The sequence below is a fragment of the Agromyces excoecariae genome (assembly GCF_051715505.1).
GTDB lineage: Bacteria > Actinomycetota > Actinomycetes > Actinomycetales > Microbacteriaceae > Agromyces.
In genome coordinates this window covers 42,524-58,697 of sequence record NZ_JBPSLA010000008.1, presented here as the reverse complement: position 1 = coordinate 58,697, position 16,174 = coordinate 42,524, and the positions used below count along the sequence as shown (strand labels likewise).

The 16,174-nt window shown below is 67.6% G+C and carries 16 protein-coding genes; 9 read left to right on the top strand and 7 right to left on the bottom strand.

Annotated elements, in window-relative coordinates; all coding sequences use genetic code 11:
* Window positions 1–6: 6 nt before the first annotated feature.
* From ACSJD1_RS08415 to ACSJD1_RS08385, 7 genes are all read right to left on the bottom strand, one after another.
* Entirely contained in the window at window positions 7–387 is a 381-nt protein-coding gene (locus ACSJD1_RS08415) for a hypothetical protein (protein WP_438854864.1), read from the bottom strand.
* 275 nt (window positions 388–662) lie between these two features.
* The gene (locus ACSJD1_RS08410) at window positions 663–1,745 is read right to left on the bottom strand and encodes a ParB N-terminal domain-containing protein (protein ID WP_438854863.1); all 1,083 of its coding nucleotides are present in this window, start codon (window positions 1,743–1,745) and stop codon (window positions 663–665) included.
* Complete coding sequence (locus ACSJD1_RS08405; protein ID WP_438855042.1) at window positions 1,742–2,569, bottom strand: hypothetical protein; 828 nt, start codon at window positions 2,567–2,569, stop codon at window positions 1,742–1,744. Before ACSJD1_RS08405 ends, ACSJD1_RS08410 begins: the two co-directional genes overlap by 4 nt.
* 56 nt (window positions 2,570–2,625) lie before the next feature.
* Window positions 2,626–3,027 (bottom strand): hypothetical protein, encoded by a 402-nt coding sequence (locus tag ACSJD1_RS08400; RefSeq protein ID WP_438854862.1) that lies wholly within the window; start codon window positions 3,025–3,027, stop codon window positions 2,626–2,628.
* Window positions 3,020–3,691 carry a DUF2637 domain-containing protein gene (locus ACSJD1_RS08395; RefSeq protein WP_438854861.1) on the bottom strand — a complete coding sequence of 224 codons (672 nt, stop codon included), beginning with the start codon at window positions 3,689–3,691 and terminating at the stop codon, window positions 3,020–3,022. Before ACSJD1_RS08395 ends, ACSJD1_RS08400 begins: the two co-directional genes overlap by 8 nt.
* A complete protein-coding gene (locus ACSJD1_RS08390) occupies window positions 3,688–4,587 on the bottom strand; it encodes a bifunctional DNA primase/polymerase (RefSeq protein WP_438854860.1) in 900 nt (299 codons plus the stop codon). Before ACSJD1_RS08390 ends, ACSJD1_RS08395 begins: the two co-directional genes overlap by 4 nt.
* Window positions 4,584–5,645, bottom strand: coding sequence for an ArdC-like ssDNA-binding domain-containing protein (locus ACSJD1_RS08385; RefSeq protein WP_438854859.1), 1,062 nt, complete (start codon window positions 5,643–5,645; stop codon window positions 4,584–4,586). Before ACSJD1_RS08385 ends, ACSJD1_RS08390 begins: the two co-directional genes overlap by 4 nt.
* Window positions 5,646–5,971: 326 nt before the next feature.
* Here ACSJD1_RS08385 and ACSJD1_RS08380 point away from each other — a divergent pair, with 326 nt between their 5' ends.
* The 9 genes from ACSJD1_RS08380 to mobF all read left to right on the top strand — a co-directional run bounded on the left by ACSJD1_RS08380 (window position 5,972) and on the right by mobF (window position 16,074).
* Window positions 5,972–6,394 (top strand): hypothetical protein, encoded by a 423-nt coding sequence (locus tag ACSJD1_RS08380; protein WP_438854858.1) that lies wholly within the window; start codon window positions 5,972–5,974, stop codon window positions 6,392–6,394.
* Window positions 6,395–6,441: 47 nt separating this feature from the next.
* On the top strand, window positions 6,442–6,918 hold the full coding sequence (locus ACSJD1_RS08375) for a hypothetical protein (RefSeq protein WP_438854857.1): 477 nt from the start codon (window positions 6,442–6,444) through the stop codon (window positions 6,916–6,918).
* Window positions 6,915–7,940 (top strand): hypothetical protein, encoded by a 1,026-nt coding sequence (locus ACSJD1_RS08370; protein WP_438854856.1) that lies wholly within the window; start codon window positions 6,915–6,917, stop codon window positions 7,938–7,940. The genes ACSJD1_RS08375 and ACSJD1_RS08370 overlap by 4 nt, the downstream gene beginning before the upstream one ends.
* Entirely contained in the window at window positions 7,937–9,082 is a 1,146-nt protein-coding gene (locus ACSJD1_RS08365) for an alpha/beta hydrolase family protein (protein WP_438854855.1), read from the top strand. Before ACSJD1_RS08370 ends, ACSJD1_RS08365 begins: the two co-directional genes overlap by 4 nt.
* Window positions 9,083–9,827: 745 nt before the next feature.
* Window positions 9,828–10,034: a hypothetical protein gene (locus ACSJD1_RS08360; RefSeq protein ID WP_438854854.1), complete on the top strand. Its 207-nt coding sequence runs from the start codon at window positions 9,828–9,830 to the stop codon at window positions 10,032–10,034.
* A 9-nt stretch (window positions 10,035–10,043) separates the two neighbouring features.
* Window positions 10,044–10,181: a zf-TFIIB domain-containing protein gene (locus tag ACSJD1_RS08355; RefSeq protein WP_438854853.1), complete on the top strand. Its 138-nt coding sequence runs from the start codon at window positions 10,044–10,046 to the stop codon at window positions 10,179–10,181.
* Between the two features lie 139 nt (window positions 10,182–10,320).
* Complete coding sequence (locus ACSJD1_RS08350; RefSeq protein ID WP_438854852.1) at window positions 10,321–11,202, top strand: AtpZ/AtpI family protein; 882 nt, start codon at window positions 10,321–10,323, stop codon at window positions 11,200–11,202.
* 214 nt (window positions 11,203–11,416) lie between these two features.
* Entirely contained in the window at window positions 11,417–12,106 is a 690-nt protein-coding gene (locus tag ACSJD1_RS08345; protein ID WP_438854851.1) for a hypothetical protein, read from the top strand.
* 494 nt (window positions 12,107–12,600) lie between these two features.
* Window positions 12,601–16,074, top strand: coding sequence for a MobF family relaxase (gene mobF, locus ACSJD1_RS08340; RefSeq protein WP_438854850.1), 3,474 nt, complete (start codon window positions 12,601–12,603; stop codon window positions 16,072–16,074).
* Window positions 16,075–16,174: the final 100 nt, after the last annotated feature.

Genomic DNA, 16,174 nt, shown 5'->3' with positions numbered 1-16,174 from the left:
CCGGCCTCACTCAAGCGGGGAGTCCGGGCGCGAGAGCCGGAGGATCGCGCAGTCGCCGCCGACGGGACACGAGACGAACACCGTGAATGCGATGCGTCGACTCGTGCGGATGTCCTGCTCGCCCCACGTTCCGAGCCGCTCGCTGACGCCGAAGACCGTGAAGGCTGCGGCGCCGTCGGGCAGCTGGCCGGAGGCCGCCTGTGCGAGCGCAGTCGACCATGTATCGGGCACGACGATCGACTCCACCTCGATCGACTGCCGCGTTCCGTAGTCGCCGAGCCGTGTCCAGTACTCGGGGGCGGGTAGGTAGTTGCGGATGTCGGCGGCGACGGCGGATGCCTCGTCCGCATCCGCGGCATCCACGAGGACCTGCGCCCATGCGGACACGCCGCCCGGGTGCCTCGTGTCCCATGTGAACAGTGCGCGAGCCACGGCTTGCGCGAACCGCTCAGGATCGGACGTGGCGAGGATCGGCCGCGGCCGGAGGACCGGCGCAGCGACGCTGACCGAAGCGGAGGCTTCGGGCGATCGGGGCGGCGCGGCATGATCTGCCTCGCCGGGGCCGCGGAGCAACCCGAAGATGCCGACCGATGCGAGCAGCAACAACGCGCCGCCACCTGCGACGGCGGCGATCACCACCCTGCGCCCACGCAAGGCGAACATCACGGCCTCCCAACTGCCGCTGCGCGATGCGACTCGAGCCGCAAGGAACGAAGCGTCTCCGCGAATGCGATCGTTCCGGCGAGCGTCGATTCGAACTGTTCCCATTGCTCATCGGTGAGCGCAGCCGCGAGTTCGTGGACGTCGAAGCGCAGCCACCACTCGTGAAGGTCGGTCCACTGGAAGACGAAGGCGCGAACCGGGAGCATCGCCTCGGACTCGTCGACGACGGCGGTCGCGGGCCTGACGGCACTTGTGCCGGTCGTCCGTGGCCCGCTCTTCACTCTGGCAAGGGCCTCCCGTGCGAGTTGCTCGAGTTCGGCTGCGCTCGCCGTCTGCTCCACCGCGTGCAGGCGCGCCGCTCCGTTCAGGGATGCGCGGCGAACGCCCTTCGGCTGGGAGGCATCCGCGGCGATCGCTTCGAGTTCGGCCAGTGACATCCGCGCCCCCATGCGCTGGTGGGCCGGATGCACGGCCCCGCCGTGGTCGATGCCATCGAGCTCCGACTGTGCGGCTGCCCGGATCGTGGCATCCACATCGCCATTCGCGGCGATCCGCTGCAGGTCGTTGATCTCCTCCAAGCGGGAGTACGCGCGATTCCCGGTGACGACGCGGGCAGCTTGGGACCGGCTGTCCCCGTCACCCCGAATCGATGGTGCCGCTGATTCGGCGGCACCGTCTGCACCGTGGCCGGCGTGGAAGCGCGTCGCGGCCTGACGGCGGGCGGCTTCCTCGGCCAGCAGCACCTTCAATTCGCGGTAGAGCGTTGCCGCCTCCGTCGCGGTGAGCGGCTTGTGGAGCAGGTTGTCGTCCTGCTCGGCGAGCAGCTCGGTGAGTCGATCCGAGATCCCCGACCGGACCCAGACGTTGAGCTTGCGCACTCCCAGTTGCCGAAGCGCTGCCAGCCGGCGCGCGCCGCACACGAGGACTCCGTCGGGTGTGACGGTGATCGGCTGCAGGAGGCCCTGCTGCTCGATCGAGTTGGCGAGCGCATCGATGTCACCGAGATCGACCCGATGTCGCGTTCCGATGCGGATCGAGTCGATCGAGCGTTCCAGCTCGATGTGCGCAGCCGAACCTGTCATACCCGTGACCCCGGCAGGTTCACCACGATCTCCGACACCAGGTCGTCATCGCCGAACAGTGAGCGCAGCGACTCCCCGACAAGCAGGCGAAGCAGGATGCCGCGTCCCGCTGCGGTGTGCGCCTGCGTCGGGTCGGCGCATCCCAGCACCGTCCGCAGCATCGAGAGCCACGCACCCTTGGGCACGTCGAGCAGGGCCCGCGCGGCGTAGTCGCGACGAAGGGACTCGTATGCGGACGCGCGCGACGGTGCGTCAGCCAGCCGTCCGCAGATGTACTCGACGCTGCCACGAGCACGATCCGGCGGCCATCCGAGCAGGGTGAACAGGGAGATGGCGTCCTCGACCGCCGACTCGACGCCGGGCGGGACGGTGTCCGATTCGACGTCCGCAGGCTCGGCCCGGAAGGCGGGGTGGTAGTCGGGGAGGGCGTGCTCGCGATCGCTGAAGCGTTCGGCATCGTGGTAGCCCGAGAGGCGAGGGCGGCGTGCCTGGTGGACGGAGCAGAGGAGGCCGTGTGCGCGTTCTTCGGCGATGCAGGTCACCTGCACGGCTCGGGTGACGACGCCCCACGGGTCATCCGCTCGCAATGTGGCCGGTGCGCGCATCGCGTCGAATGCTGCGGCCGCCGCCTCCCACGGGTCGAGGCCGTGCTTGCGGGCGAGCGCGGCATAGCGGTCGGCTGCGTAGCGCATGAGCTCGGCGGCCTCGGGATCGGTGCGCCATCCGCGGCCGCCGTCGGACTGCAGTCGGTCGAGGACGGTGCGGAGGCCCTCGGAGTCACGGAACGCCTCCGGGCGTGCTCCTTCGTCGTCGATCCAGTTCATCGCGGCACCTCCCGACACGGTGATGTGCGTCTCCGCGGTCACCACGATGCGCATGATCAGTGCCGTCCGAGGTCGTGCCGGATGAAGGTGGGATGCGCCTGCGAGCGTCCGAAGGCGGAGAGGGGAGGAAGGCGGTCTGCCCGTTCGCGGATCGCTCGTCGGGTCGCGCCGGCGGTTCGTCGTACTCGGCGCGCCAGCTCGGTCTCGAGATCCAGCCCGTGTCCGGCGACCCGGCCGGTTCCGGTGTTGAGCAGGTCCGAGGCGCGGACCCAGATGATGCCGGGGTGCTCGGGGGCGTCACCGAGAAGGTCGCGTCGGACCTGCCGGTGAGGCAGCGCGGTTCTCGACGGGCGACCGAAGGCCGTTCGTTCGCCGGTGACCTGGCCCGGGTGCGTGTGTTCGCGGGGCTGCGCTACTGGCTCAGCGTCGCGTGTCTTCTCGAAGTCGTCCTCATCCATCGCTCGCGCCCTCCCTCACGGTGTTGGCCTGCACAGCAGGTGTGACGACCCGATCCCGGAACCAGCGCCCCACCGTCGACGGGTGTACGCCCAGGTGCTTGGCGATCGCCGAGTTCGACCACCCGAGCGCACGGAGCGAGGAGGCATCCGACCTGCCGCCACTGACCGGGATCGCGGTCGCCGACCTCGAAGGCGCCCCTTGTTCTGCAGCTCGCGTCGCGACCGCAGCTGGCGCCGTCGCCGTGCGCGCCACCTCGTGGCGCATCAGCACGGAGGTGAGATGCGTGATCGAGAGCAGCACGAGCGGGGGCACTGCCGAGACGGATGCCGCGAGCACGAGCGGCACGTCCGTGGCCTCGGCGACGACCGCGTGTATCGCGTTCGCCGTGACCGAGATGGCGGCGCCGGCGACGAGCAGCGCCCACGGGTACCAGGCGACGCGCGATCGAGCGAGCGCCACGGCGGCGACGCTCGCGACCACGATGATGCCGTCGACAATGAGCGGCCACACCCATGCTTGCGCCGGGTCGAGCCCCGACCGGCGGGCGAGGTCGCTGAGCGAGGTGAACGAGAGCCAGAAGGCGCCGGCCGCGATGAAGACCGTGCCGATCACCGCGGTGATCCTCGCGAGGCGTACGCCGTCGATGCGGGAGCGATTTGTCACGGCAGGCACCGTGCATCGCCTCCCGCGCGGCGCGCCACCGGCCGTCCGGCACCGGTCGGGCCCAGCGGCTCGGAGGTGTCACCCCTCGCCTGTCTGACCGCGGAGCGGATCGTCGTTGCGATCTCCCATTCGGGCAAGCCGATGCGCGCCGCTGCCGGAGCGAGCGCCGCCTCGACGTCTGCCGATCCGAATCCCGCCTCGGCCAGTCGGCACGCGGCCCAGAAGAGGCCGTGGTTCCGCTCGCCCTCCCGAAGCCGACTCACCCAGCCGGCGAGCCGCTCGGGGTCCGGCGACGCACCCGACGTGCCCCACGACACCTCGCGTTCCGGCCGCGGGTCGACGAAGTTCCGCAGCGACTCGGCGTCGACCGGTCGAGCGTCGGCGGCGGAGAGCGAGAAGAGCCGATACGCCACTCGACCGCGATCGGTACTCAGGGTCGACGGCGGCACGAGGACGTACCCGCCTTCACCGCGGAAGTCGATGTGCGCCACCGCCGACTGCCAGCAGCGTTGGGGACGGGACAGCATCGACGGGAAGTAGACATGCAGCCCACCGGACGGTGTGCGGACTCGCGCGAGACCACGTTCGACGTGGCCCGCCGCGACGGCACGCTCGAACATGTCGAACCCGGATGTCTCCGCAGCGACATCGATGTCCACGACGTCGACGCCCGACGTGCTTCCCGTGGGCAGCCCGAGATTCGCGTTCGGCCACCGTGACCACCATCCGCGCACGAGCTCGACGTCAGCACTCGCGTCGTGGAATCCGGCGCGCGTCAGGGGGCGCTTGCCATCCGCCGCGCACGGGAAGACCGGGATGCCGGCGCGCGCGAACGCCACGGCGGCCTGAGCCGGTGGCATCCGCCCAGTCGTCAGCAGCAATTCGGCGATGCTCATCGGAGGCTCCTCGACCGCAACTCACGTACGTCGGCTGGTGGCGCCGGCATGGTCGTGGATGCGTCGATCTGCCTGACGGGCGAGGGATGCTCGAGATTCCAAGGATCGGCCGCACCGGTCTGCGCGGTCGGGAGCCGGTCGAGGATCGCGACGGCAGCACGGCGCACGCGCTCGCCGGTGTCTTGGACGACCTCGACCGGCGTCCTGTCCTTCACGGATGTCGCCCATGTCGAGACGTACGGAATCGTGTAGTCGCTCGTGTCCATCCCGTGGGCCGAGGCGATCATCAACGCGACCGACTCCGCCTCGACCTCGCCGATGCCGCGATGCCGAACCGCGTCGGTCGTTGGATCGTGCATTCGGATGTGTGCGAGCTCGTGGGCCAGCGTCTTCGCCTGAGCCGCGGCATCCATGTCGGCTCGAACTTCGACGAGGCGGGCACCGAAGTCGGTGACGCCGTTCGCGCCGTTGAGTGTGGAGGCCTCGACGGTCGTGAGGCGGTATCCCTCGTCTCGGACGATGTCGGCGAGCCCGTCCCACAGTCCGACTGGCGCCTCGCCACTGAGGAGTCGTGGCTTTGGAAGCGCGGGGAGCGGAATACCGTCGGTCTGCGAGACATCCCACACATACGCAGGTCGCACGCCGATCATTCGCGGTCGCACGACTTCGCCTGGCCGCGGGCGCTCATTGCGCTCGAGCCGGCGCCAGGACGTCGGGTCGGTGGGGGAGGAGGTCGCGAACCGCGCCGTCCGAGGGGCGAGGATCATGTAGCCCGACTGGCCGGCCAGCACGCGTCGTCCGAACGACTGCCACTGCTTGAAGCCCGCGACCTGCGTCGGGGATGGCTCCGGAACCTGGCCACGGCGATAGGCCGCCTCGTGCTGCCAGCAGATCAGCATCGTGTTGTTGAACGAGCGAGTCCGAAAGCGGCCGGCGAACTCGAGAGCCCGTCGCCATTCGTCCCCTGACACGAGTGCCTCGACGGATGAGACGAGCTGGTCGTGGATCTCGTCGAGCTTCGAGTTCCAGCCTTCCTGCGGGTGCGGCTTGGTCGGCACGTCGTTCACCTTTCCCGTGGAGTCGTCACCGGTCGTGCGCGGTCGATGCATAGGTGTGCGTGCTCGGCATGTGCGTCCTCCGGGCATGACGAGGTGGGCGCCGACGGGACTGCGTTGCGGCGTGCTCGGTGCCGTTGAGTGCGGCCCGGCGATTGAGCATGCTCAAACGGCGACCTGCTTCGTTCTTAGCACCGAATTTGAGCATGCGCAACGGTTGTGTTGAGCATGCTCAAGGCGTAGATTGAGCATGCCCAACTCTGGCCCGGAGTTGGAACCGCCATGACGATGCCTCGCCTGACCCGAGCGGGTGGAAGGTGTTCCGACACATGATCGAAGATGAGAGCAACACCGCAGCCGAAGACCTCGCGAAGCGACTCCGGCTCCTTCTCGATGTCGCCGTCGCGGAGACCGGTTCAGAGCCCACGTACTCCCAGATCGCGGCGTTCCTCCAACGGCGCGGCACGAAGCTCTCCCGGTCGCGATGGACGTACATGGTGAACGGCCATCGCTACGTGCAGGACCGTGCCCTCTTCGACGGCCTGGCTGCGTTCTTCGACGTCGACGCGGAGTTCCTCATGGGCGCCGAGGGCGCTGAGACCCCGGCGAAGGTGAGCGCGCAGCTCGACCTCGTGCGTTCCATGCGGGCCGCGCGGGTCAAGTCGTATGCGGCGCGCACGTTGGGAGACATCTCGCCCAACGCGCTGCAAGCGATCAGCAAGTTCCTCGACGAGGAGATCGCACAGACGTAACAGGTCACCGGGGTGCAGCGCAGGAGGCGCCCGGTGAGGTCAAGGGGGTGGCCGAGACGATGAACAGCGAAGTGAGCGTGTCGACAGCGTTCCGCGAGCTCGCGCTCGGGGATACCTTCAACTTCGATGAACTGGTCGGCGCGGTACAGGGGCGGCGTCAGCGCGGCATCCGCATAGTAGAGCTTGCCGAACTCAGCGACCATGACGGGCTCTGCGCGATCTGGCTGATGACGGACACCGAGGACATCGTCCTGCATGCGCACAGCGATTCGGTGCTGCACCGGCAGCAGTTCGTGCTGCACGAGCTGGCGCACATGATCCTCGATCACGGAACCGACGATCACCAAGAGGCACCGGACTTCCTCCTGCCCGACATCCCGCCCGAGACTCGCCGCCGGCTGCTCCGCAGGCAGGACATCGACACCGACGACGAGATCTTCGCCGAGTCCCTCGCCGACCGGCTCGCCGCGGCGATCCGAGGCTCGGCGATGCACGAGTCGCGATTCCTGGAGATCTTCGGGTGATTCCCGTCCTGGTCTCCACGCTGATGTGGATCCTCCTGGCCTGCCTCGTCATCCTGCGCCGCGGTCGCGAGGAACGCACGATCACCTACGCCACGCTCACCATCGCGATCTCGATGACCCTCAATATCGACCCGCTGTACGAAGCGCTCGACGCGGCGTTCGGCGGATCGAACCTCGTGACGCTCCTCGCCGACCTGGCGTTGATGGTCGGCGTGTTCTTCCTCGGCCGTGGAGTGATGAAGGCGTCCGATCGACAGCCGCGCATCGTCCAGGTCGCGCTCGGCCGAATCGTGCTCGCCGCTGCGCTCGTGTGCTCGATCGTCGCGTTCGTCTTCATCGACCAGAGCGGGACGACGACGACCTTCATGCTCGACCTCGGCGACCAGCCGGCCGCCGCGACGTACTCGATGATCCACTTCGCCTACTACGCCGTCGTGCTCGCTGCGATGGCGGTGCTGGCCGCCCAGCGCATTCGCGAGGCGCGCGGCAGCCAGCGATTCCCGCCGACATCCCTGCTCATTGGCAGCCTCCTCGGCATGATCCTGAGCGCGGTCGTCATCACGATGGACGTCGCGCACATCGTCGGTAACCTCGACCTCATGGCCACCGTCTCGGCTGCCTATGGTTCGCTCTACCTGGGCACCTTCGCGTTCCTCTGCGCGGGATTCGCTTCGCAGCCGGTGCTGCGAAGTCTGGAGTCGCGATCGCGCGCTCGGACGACCCGAGCGCTCATCGATGAGCTCGAGCCGACCTGGCGCCGGGCGATCGGGGTGCGCCCGGGCATCAGCCAGCGAGCGGATGCCGCGTTCGACGCGTCCGAACCGGAGACCGTGTTGCACCGCGAGATCGTCGAGATCCGCGACGCGCTGATCGACAGCAGGGTCTCATTCGAGATCACCGCGAGGGAGCGCGAGCTGGTCGATCGTGCCGAGCGTCATCTGGTCGGCGGCGATTTCTCCGATGCGACCGCTCAGCCTGCTGAAGCCCAGTCGGCTGGCGACTCGCGGAAGCCGGCGCGATGAGGGCGGGCTGGTCGGTCGCAGCGATCGGGGCCGCTGCGGCGGTTTCCCTTGGCGGGCTTGGACTCGTCATCGCGCGACGTCTGACTGCGCCGGCCCCTCCGAGGCGTTTCGACCTGGTCATCCGCGAGGTGACGGCGAGTGGCGACGAGCGAACGGTCGTGCTGGACCGGACGCGGCAGACAATTGAGCCCGGATGGTACAGCCTGCTCCTGGAGCGCGGCGGGCTGGTGCGGCTGGGAAGCACCGTACGCGACATGGGGCTGGGCCTCGTCGGGCGAAAGGTGGTCGGTGGCGGCGGCGCGGCCGGCCTCGTGGCGGGGGATCGCGCGTCGTGGAGCGGGATCTACTACTCGGAGCCGTCCGATGCGGGCCTCAACGCCGTCGACGTCGACGTGCCGACTAGCGCCGGGCCGGCCCCTGCATGGCTCATCGAACCGGCCAGCGAGGCGTCGTCGACGTGGGCGATCCACATCCACGGGCTCGGAAGTCCCCGAGCCGGAACGCTTCGCGGGGTGCAGGTCGCGTCCGAACTCGGGTTGACGTCGCTGGTCGTCACCTATCGGAACGACCGCGAGGGGCCCTGGGTCGGGACGAGGCGGTCGACCCTCGGGGCGACGGAGATCGATGACGTCCGGTCAGCGCTGGACTTCGCCCGCGCGAACGGCGCGCGCCGATTCGTCGTCTTCGGCTGGTCGATGGGTGGCGCAATCGCATTGCAGCTCGCCGCCGACCCCAGGGTGCGGCCGGAGCTCGCCGGACTCGTGCTCGAGTCGCCCGTGCTCGACTGGGTCTCGACGATCAAGGCCAATTGCGTGCGCGCTGGGCTGCCTGGTTGGGCCGGGCTTCTCGCGATTCCTTGGCTCGACCTGCCGCTGCTCGCCCGACTTGCCGGCCTGCCGAGCGCCCCCGGCCTCGACCACTTTGACTGGGTCACGCGCGCCGCTGAGATCGCCACTCCCATACTGGTGCTACACGGCGCGGCGGACACATCCTCGCCGTTCGAGGTCGCCGCTCGCCTGGCAAGACTTCGCCCCGACCTGGTGACGCTCGAGTCGTTCGAGGCCGACCACACGATGACCTGGAATTCCGATCCGGAACGCTGGCGTCAGACCGTCCTCAACTGGCTGACTCCTCGCGTCTGAGCGCACGGCGCTCCACGGGCTCGCGCCAGCGGGCAGGCAAGGGATTCGTGCCCGGGGGAATGACTGAGCGTGAAGTGCAGCGCGAGGTCGAATGGAGCGACGCGGAGTTGGCTCACGTCGCGAAGCAGCTCGACGCAACGCTCGCTGCGCCGACGGTGGCAGACGTCCTCGCGAACGGCCTCGACTGGCAGAGGCGGCACCCCAGTCTCCGACTGTTCATCGACCGCGTGATCGTGAACGGCGGGGCCGAGGGCATCGCGCGCTCTCCCCTTCCGCGAGAAGGACGAGACCGACGAGCAGTTCGCCGAGCGTCACGATGCCCGGATGCAGGCCATCGCTGACGAGCTCGTCGAGATCGTGTGGAGCCGGAAGGCTGATAGTGGCCGCAGCAACCGCACTTTGAGGCTACTTCCGCATCTCAGCGCACAAGTGGAGCGGTTAATGCTGTGGAGCCCGGAAACTTACGATCCGCAGATGTGGATGCGCAAAGCCCCTGATCATGGCGAATTCGCTAAGACGTTTCCACACGAGTTCCGCGGCGCTCGCAGTAGCTCTACACAGGGAGAACGTCGTTTCACACGGATTGTCCACATACTTATCCACAGGCATGGTTGCAAGGTGGCGGGGGGTCCGGCGATCCTTGTTCTTAATCGACACCGAGTCGGCAGAAACGATGAAGAGGTCCGGGACTCCTACCTCCCGAACCTCTTCCAAGTCCCTCCCGCTTGCGAGCATTGGAGCAACTTTGTCCCACCCTACCCAACCTGAAGGCGGCACCGTCAAGGCCTTCCTCGCCCTCCTGAAGAAGGATCATGAGGCCCTCGATCGCCTCGATCACTACTACGTGCATCTCTCCTTCGACCGAGGCCTGATGGTCCACGAGATCGCCGAGCAGATCGGGATCGACATCCTCGAGGTACAAAGGATCCTCGCGAAGCCTCCTGCGTTCTAGTCTGCTGTGATGGCCGACCACGACCAACGCGAGATCAACGAGGTCGGCGCACCAAACTGCCCGAGAGACCTCGTGACGATGGAGGCCGTCGAGCGGCACGGCGCGCACTTCTGGCGATGTCCGCAGTGTGGCTTCATCCGGCTCTAGGTTGAAGCACCAGGTGACCTGTAGAGGCATCGAGGCCACCGGCGATTTCGGATATCGACCGGGTGCCTAGAGTGTCGAAGCGGGCGCGGCGTGGCCTACGCGGGCGCGTACGGTTCCCGTCCTTCGATAACCTGCCGACGTGACGGAAACGCAGCCTAAGAAGCGCCGGCTAAGCCTCGGCATGGAGCTAGTGGTCGCTGCTTTGGTCGGTGCCGTCCTCGGTTGGCCAATCACGAAGGCGCTCGACGGTCTCACGGCAGACAACACTCTGCCCTGGTGGCTCTATCTCGTTGGCATGGTCGTTGGCATTGCCGCCGTGCTGCTGATCATGAGCTTCTTCCTCAAAGAGTGGCGCAGCACGGTCTGGGGCGGCCTAGGGAAGATGCTCGGCTGGATGTGGTCGTGGCATCCCGTAAGCGCGCGACGCCACCAGGCCGAACTGATTGAACTTGAGCGTCGGGTCCTCGACGACCTCGACAAGGTGGTTGAGGGCTTGACGAGAAAACACATCGAGAGGGCGAGGTCCGTAGATCGCGACATCGCCCTGCTCGGCAAGATCCAGATCGATCGCGGGGCCGAAATAAGGGAGGCGGTCGCTGCCGAACTCAAACGCTCGGCGGCGGCTGCGCCCAAGGCTGCGCCCGAACTGCCTCCGCCAGATCCGCGCTGGACAATCACTCAACCGGACGAAGGAGATCGGGAGCACTTCAGGATTACCAACCACGTACTCCGAAGCGTCGCAAAAGAGGTGAGGGTAGACGGAGAGGCCGACGAGGATGGGTACACCGAGATCGACATCCTCGATGCGGCCCACTTTGAAGACCTCTCGGGAAGCAGGTCAGGAGACTTCCGTGCCCGATTCAGCGGTCAAGCTCGTCAGAATGGTGCAAGCTTTCAGGTCTCTTGGTACGACGAGAACGGAGCTCGCATCGTTGAGTCCTTGTTTCTCCGTGGCTGGGAAGAAAGGGCTCCGCGACCAAGCCCGTGGAACCAAGGGCCAAACGACGAAACGCCGTTCTAGAGCCCGTGGCAGACCCAGGCCAATCCACTTCCGCCCCAGCTTCCGAGCGGCGTCGCTGGTGCCGCAGCCGCAGGAGCGGTCAACCATGACGTCGCCTTGATCGACGCGGCGAGGATTCGCTCCATGAGACGTCGCCACTAGATCGGCACGCTTCGGCGGGGCCACGCCCCTGGCGCGACCTGGATCCGACCGGGCATCCGGCTACCATTCGGACGTGTCCGAAACCAGCGGGCCTGCATTCTGGGCCGCCTCAGCTCAGATCAGTGCCGTGCTTCTCCTAGCGATGGTGCTCGAGGTGAGGCTACTCGGCAAGCGGTGGAGTAGGAAGCGCTTTTACTCGAAGCGCGTGCTGAGGTGGGCCACGGCCCTCGGATACCTACTCGGACTAATTGGCGCGACCTTCGTGCTCTCGTACTCCCTCATCTACGTTGTGCGAGGAAGCACCACCGTGCCCGCAGGACTGGCCATCGCGATACTCACGTACGCTGCCCTGATTGTTGGCGTCGGTCCAGCGATCGACCCTCTCGCGACCGGTCTTCTTGACGCAGTTTTCTTCCTCTTCACGCCACTCATAAAGGGCTCCTTGCGCTACTACAACGCTCGCTACGAGGAATCAGAGGTCGCGCGTCTAAGGCAACAGCGCAGCGAGCGGTTGGGCGTGCTCGGGACGTACTCGGACATCATGATCATGGAAGCCCGCGCCGGCGCGGCGCTTGACCGTGACCCGACGAACCCAGATCTTCGTGAGAGATGCGAGCACATGCAGCGTGAAAGAGTCCGGGTAGAGGATCTACTGACCGCTCCCGACGAGCCCCGTGATCCTAGGAATCGACCGTATCGGGACGTAAACGAGTACCGAGCGGACTTCGATCGGATGATGAGGAAGTTTCTCGCTGATTCATGATCAGGACGACGCGTGCCACCCGTCACCGCCCCCGGCGGCGAGAGCACGGAGTCGGCGCTAAAAATCGATCGGCGATGGCGCGGCGCGTCCGATCGCGCGCGGTCGGGGGCGACTGCGACCTTGTCGTCGTGGGACGCGACGAACGGCGAGACTCTCCGCTGCGTGCAGGAGTAGGAACGGGACCCATCCGCCGAAGAGCATCTCCCGTGCACCATCCAGAACGCGTACGGCCGGTTCCGGACGAATGGACGACACTGCTCCGGAACCCTCCAGCAGTGGGGTGGTATCGCTCTCCGGCGCCGCGTGCACCGCCACCTCCTGGCGGATTTCCTCACATCGACCTGTCTGTGCAAAATTTGATGCGATCGGGCCATGCGCACGTGTGGATCGCCGCTTCTCCCCTCCGTAGAGGGCTGGCGACTTCCCACCACCAATGCCGCCACGCCTCTTGCAGATCGAGGCGCACCTTCTCGACGGCGGGGGAGGTGAAGGCGATGACGGTCTCCATGCGGGTGATGAGCGCTGGCGACGGCTTCAGATACCTGCTCCGCACCGTCGTGGCCGGCGATGGAGATCGTTTGCTGTCGACTCCACTCACCCGGTACTTCAGCGCCGAGGGCACCCCGCCAGGACGCTGGATGGGAAGCGGCCTCGCCAGTCTGGCTTCGGCCAGCGTCGTCGAGGGGAGCGAGGTCGCCGAGGAGCATCTCCAGCGCTTGATCGGTCTGGGGTGCGATCCGGTTTCGGGACAGCCGCTCGGCCGCGCATACCCCGTCTATGAGAAGTCGGCCGGCCACGAGACATCCCGCCGTCGCGCCGTCGCCGGTTACGACTTCACGTTCTCGATTCCGAAGTCCGCAAGCGTGCTCTGGGGCATTTCGGATGCGACGACGCAGGCGCTCATCGTGCAAGCTCACCATGCAGCGGTTGCAGAGTCCCTTGCCTACCTCGAGCGCGAGGTTGCAGCGACGCGTACCGGGGTTGCGGTGCGCGATGGCGCGGTTGCGCAGGTCGAGGTCTCGGGGGTCATCGCAACCGCATACGACCACTTCGACAGTCGCGCCGGCGATCCGCACCTGCACACGCACGTCGTGATCAGCAACAAGGTCATGACCGTGCTCGACGGACGGTGGCGCTCGCTCGACGGCCGGCCGCTGCATGCGGCGGTGGTTGCGATCTCGGAGCTGCACGAGGCGCTCTTCGCAGACGCACTGAGCCGCCTGATCGGCGTGCAATGGGAGCAGCGGGCGCGCGGGCGTGACCGCAATCCCGCGTGGGTCATCGCGACGGTTCACGACTCGCTGGTCGCCGAGTTCTCGACGCGATCGCGGCACATCGACCTCGAGACGGACCGGCTGATCGAAGCGCACACCGCAACGCACGGGCGTCGTCCCGGTCGGGTGACCATCATGAAGCTGCGCGCGCAAGCCACTCTCTCGACTCGACCCGTGAAGCATGTGCGTTCGCTTGCCGATCTCACGGCAGGTTGGCGTGAGCGCGCTTCGCGCGTGCTCGGTACGGATGCCACGAGCTGGGCGAGCACGGCGACGGCGAACCGATCGCGGGGCGTGCTCAGCGCCCACGATCTCCCGCTCTCTGAGATTCGAGCGCTCGGGGCAGTCGTCATGCACGGCGTGAGCGAGAAGCGCTCCACCTGGAGGCACTGGAACCTCGTCGCCGAGGCCGCGCGCCAGACGATGGGACTCCGATTCGCCTCGGCCGCCGATCGCGAGGCGATGGTGGGGATGATCGTCGATGCCGCGGAACAGGTGTCGCTGCGTCTGACCCCGCCCGAGCTTGCATCGAGCCCGGCCGGCTTCCAGCGAGCCGACGGGACCTCCGTGTTCCGACCGAAGCACTCCGCCGTGTTCACATCGACGGATGTGATGGCGGCCGAGGCGAACCTGCTTGAGCGTTCAGAACGCGAGACGGCGCCACGTGTCGCGCCAACCACGGAGCGGGCGACGCTAGGTCGCCGCCGAGGCACGTCGCTGGTCGACGCTCGACAACTCGAGGCGATCGCCAGGATCGTCGCGTCGGGACGCGTAGTCGACGTGCTCGTGGGGCCGGCCGGCACAGGGAAGACGACCACCATGAGCGCACTTCGACGAGCTTGGGAACGAGCACACGGCGCCGGCTCGGTCGTCGGGCTCGCGCCATCCGCCGCGGCAGCCCACGTGCTCTCGGAGGACCTGGGCATCCCGACCGAGAACCTCGCGAAGTGGTGGCACGACCACCTGGCCTCGGGCACATCGTTCCGGCCCGGTCAGCTCGTCATCGTCGATGAGGCATCCCTCGCCGGCACCCTGCACCTCGACCGAGTGACCGCGCTCGCCGAAGGCGGGGGAGCGAAGGTTCTCCTCGTCGGCGACCCGGCGCAACTGCAGTCCGTCGATGCCGGCGGCGCATTCTCGATGCTCGTTCACCACCGAACGGATGTCGCCGAACTCGCGGAGGTGCATCGCTTCGTGCATACGTGGGAGAAGGAGGCATCCTTGTCGCTGCGCAACGGCCAGGCCGACGCGATCGACCAGTACGTCGCACACAACCGCGTGGTCGAAGGCAGCACCGAGTCGATGGCGGATGCCGCCTATGCAGCGTGGCGATTGGATACCCGCGCCGGCAAGGCGAGCCTGCTGATCAGTGAATCGAACGAGGCGGTCCGGGCCATCAACATCCGGGCACGCAGCGAGCTGATCTTGGAGGGGCGGGTCGACGCAAGACGCGAAGTCGCGCTTCACGACGGGACCGCGGCATCCGTCGGCGACACCGTGATCACGCGCCGGAACGATCGACGCCGGCGCGCGGGCGGGGGATGGGTGCGCAACGGCGACCGCTGGATGGTTGCAGCGGTGCGCAAGGACGGGTCGATCGAAGTGCAACGGCGGGGCCGTTCCTGGAGCGGGACCGTTGTGCTGCCCGCGTCGTACGTCGCAGGTCATGTCGAGCTCGGGTACGCCGTGACCGCTCACCGTGCGCAGGGCATCACGACGGACACCGCGCACGTCGTGGTCGCGTCGGGCACGACGCGAGAGAACTTCTATGTGGGGATGACGCGTGGGCGGGAGTCGAACGTCGCGTACGTCGCCGTCGACCGACCGGATGTCGCGCATGCCGGGCCTCGACCGGGTGATGCGGAGACGGTGACGGCGCGGAGCGTCCTCTACGGGGTGCTGCAGCACGTCGGCGCCGAACCGTCGGCGCACGAGACGCTAGAGGCGGAGCAGGACGCGTGGGGGTCGATTGCGCAGCTCGCAGCGGAGTACGAGACGATCGCGGCGGCGGCGCAGCGCGATCGTTGGGCTGGGCTGGTGCGCGCGTCTGGCCTTCGCGACGACCAGGCCACTGCTGTGATCTCGTCTGAGGCGTTCGGGCCGCTCGGCGCCGAACTGCGGCGCGCGGAGGCGGCCGGCTTGGACGTCGATCAGGTGCTTTCGGCGGCCGTCGGCGCGCGGGGTTTCGATGATGCGCAGGATGTCGCGGCGGTTCTTCGCGCGCGGATCGTCGTGGCGGCCGCGCATGGTGTCGGTGCACGAGGTGGAACGTCTCGCCGGGAACCTCATTTCATCGCGGGTCTGATTCCGCCGGCGTTGGGGGCGATCGACCCCGACGCGCGGCGTGCGCTCGACGAGCGGCGCGATCTCATGGAGGCGCGCGCGGATGCGCTGCTCGATCGGGCGCTGGCAGCCGAGGAGCCGTGGGCGCTTGCCCTCGGGACACCCGGGCGCCAGGCAATGGCGGCATGGCGTCGGCAGGCCCGCTTGGTCGCCGCCTATCGGGATCGGTACGGCGTGGCGAGCGAGTCTGCCTTGGGATCGGAACCCGTCACCGACGTGCAGCAGGCGGATGCGACTCGCGCGCGGCGTGCTCTGGGTCTCGCGCGGCAACGGTCGTCGCGTGACGCCGAACTCGGACGCCAACGGCCGACTGTCCCGACACGCCTTCCGGCTGTCGGTCCGCAGTTCTAGAATGCCGCCGAAGGCGACCTCGTTTCGTTGCACCGCTCGTCGCGGTGGCATGACCTCCAATCCTCGGCGGTCCTTCCAGGTTCTCGTCGCCGAACACGTG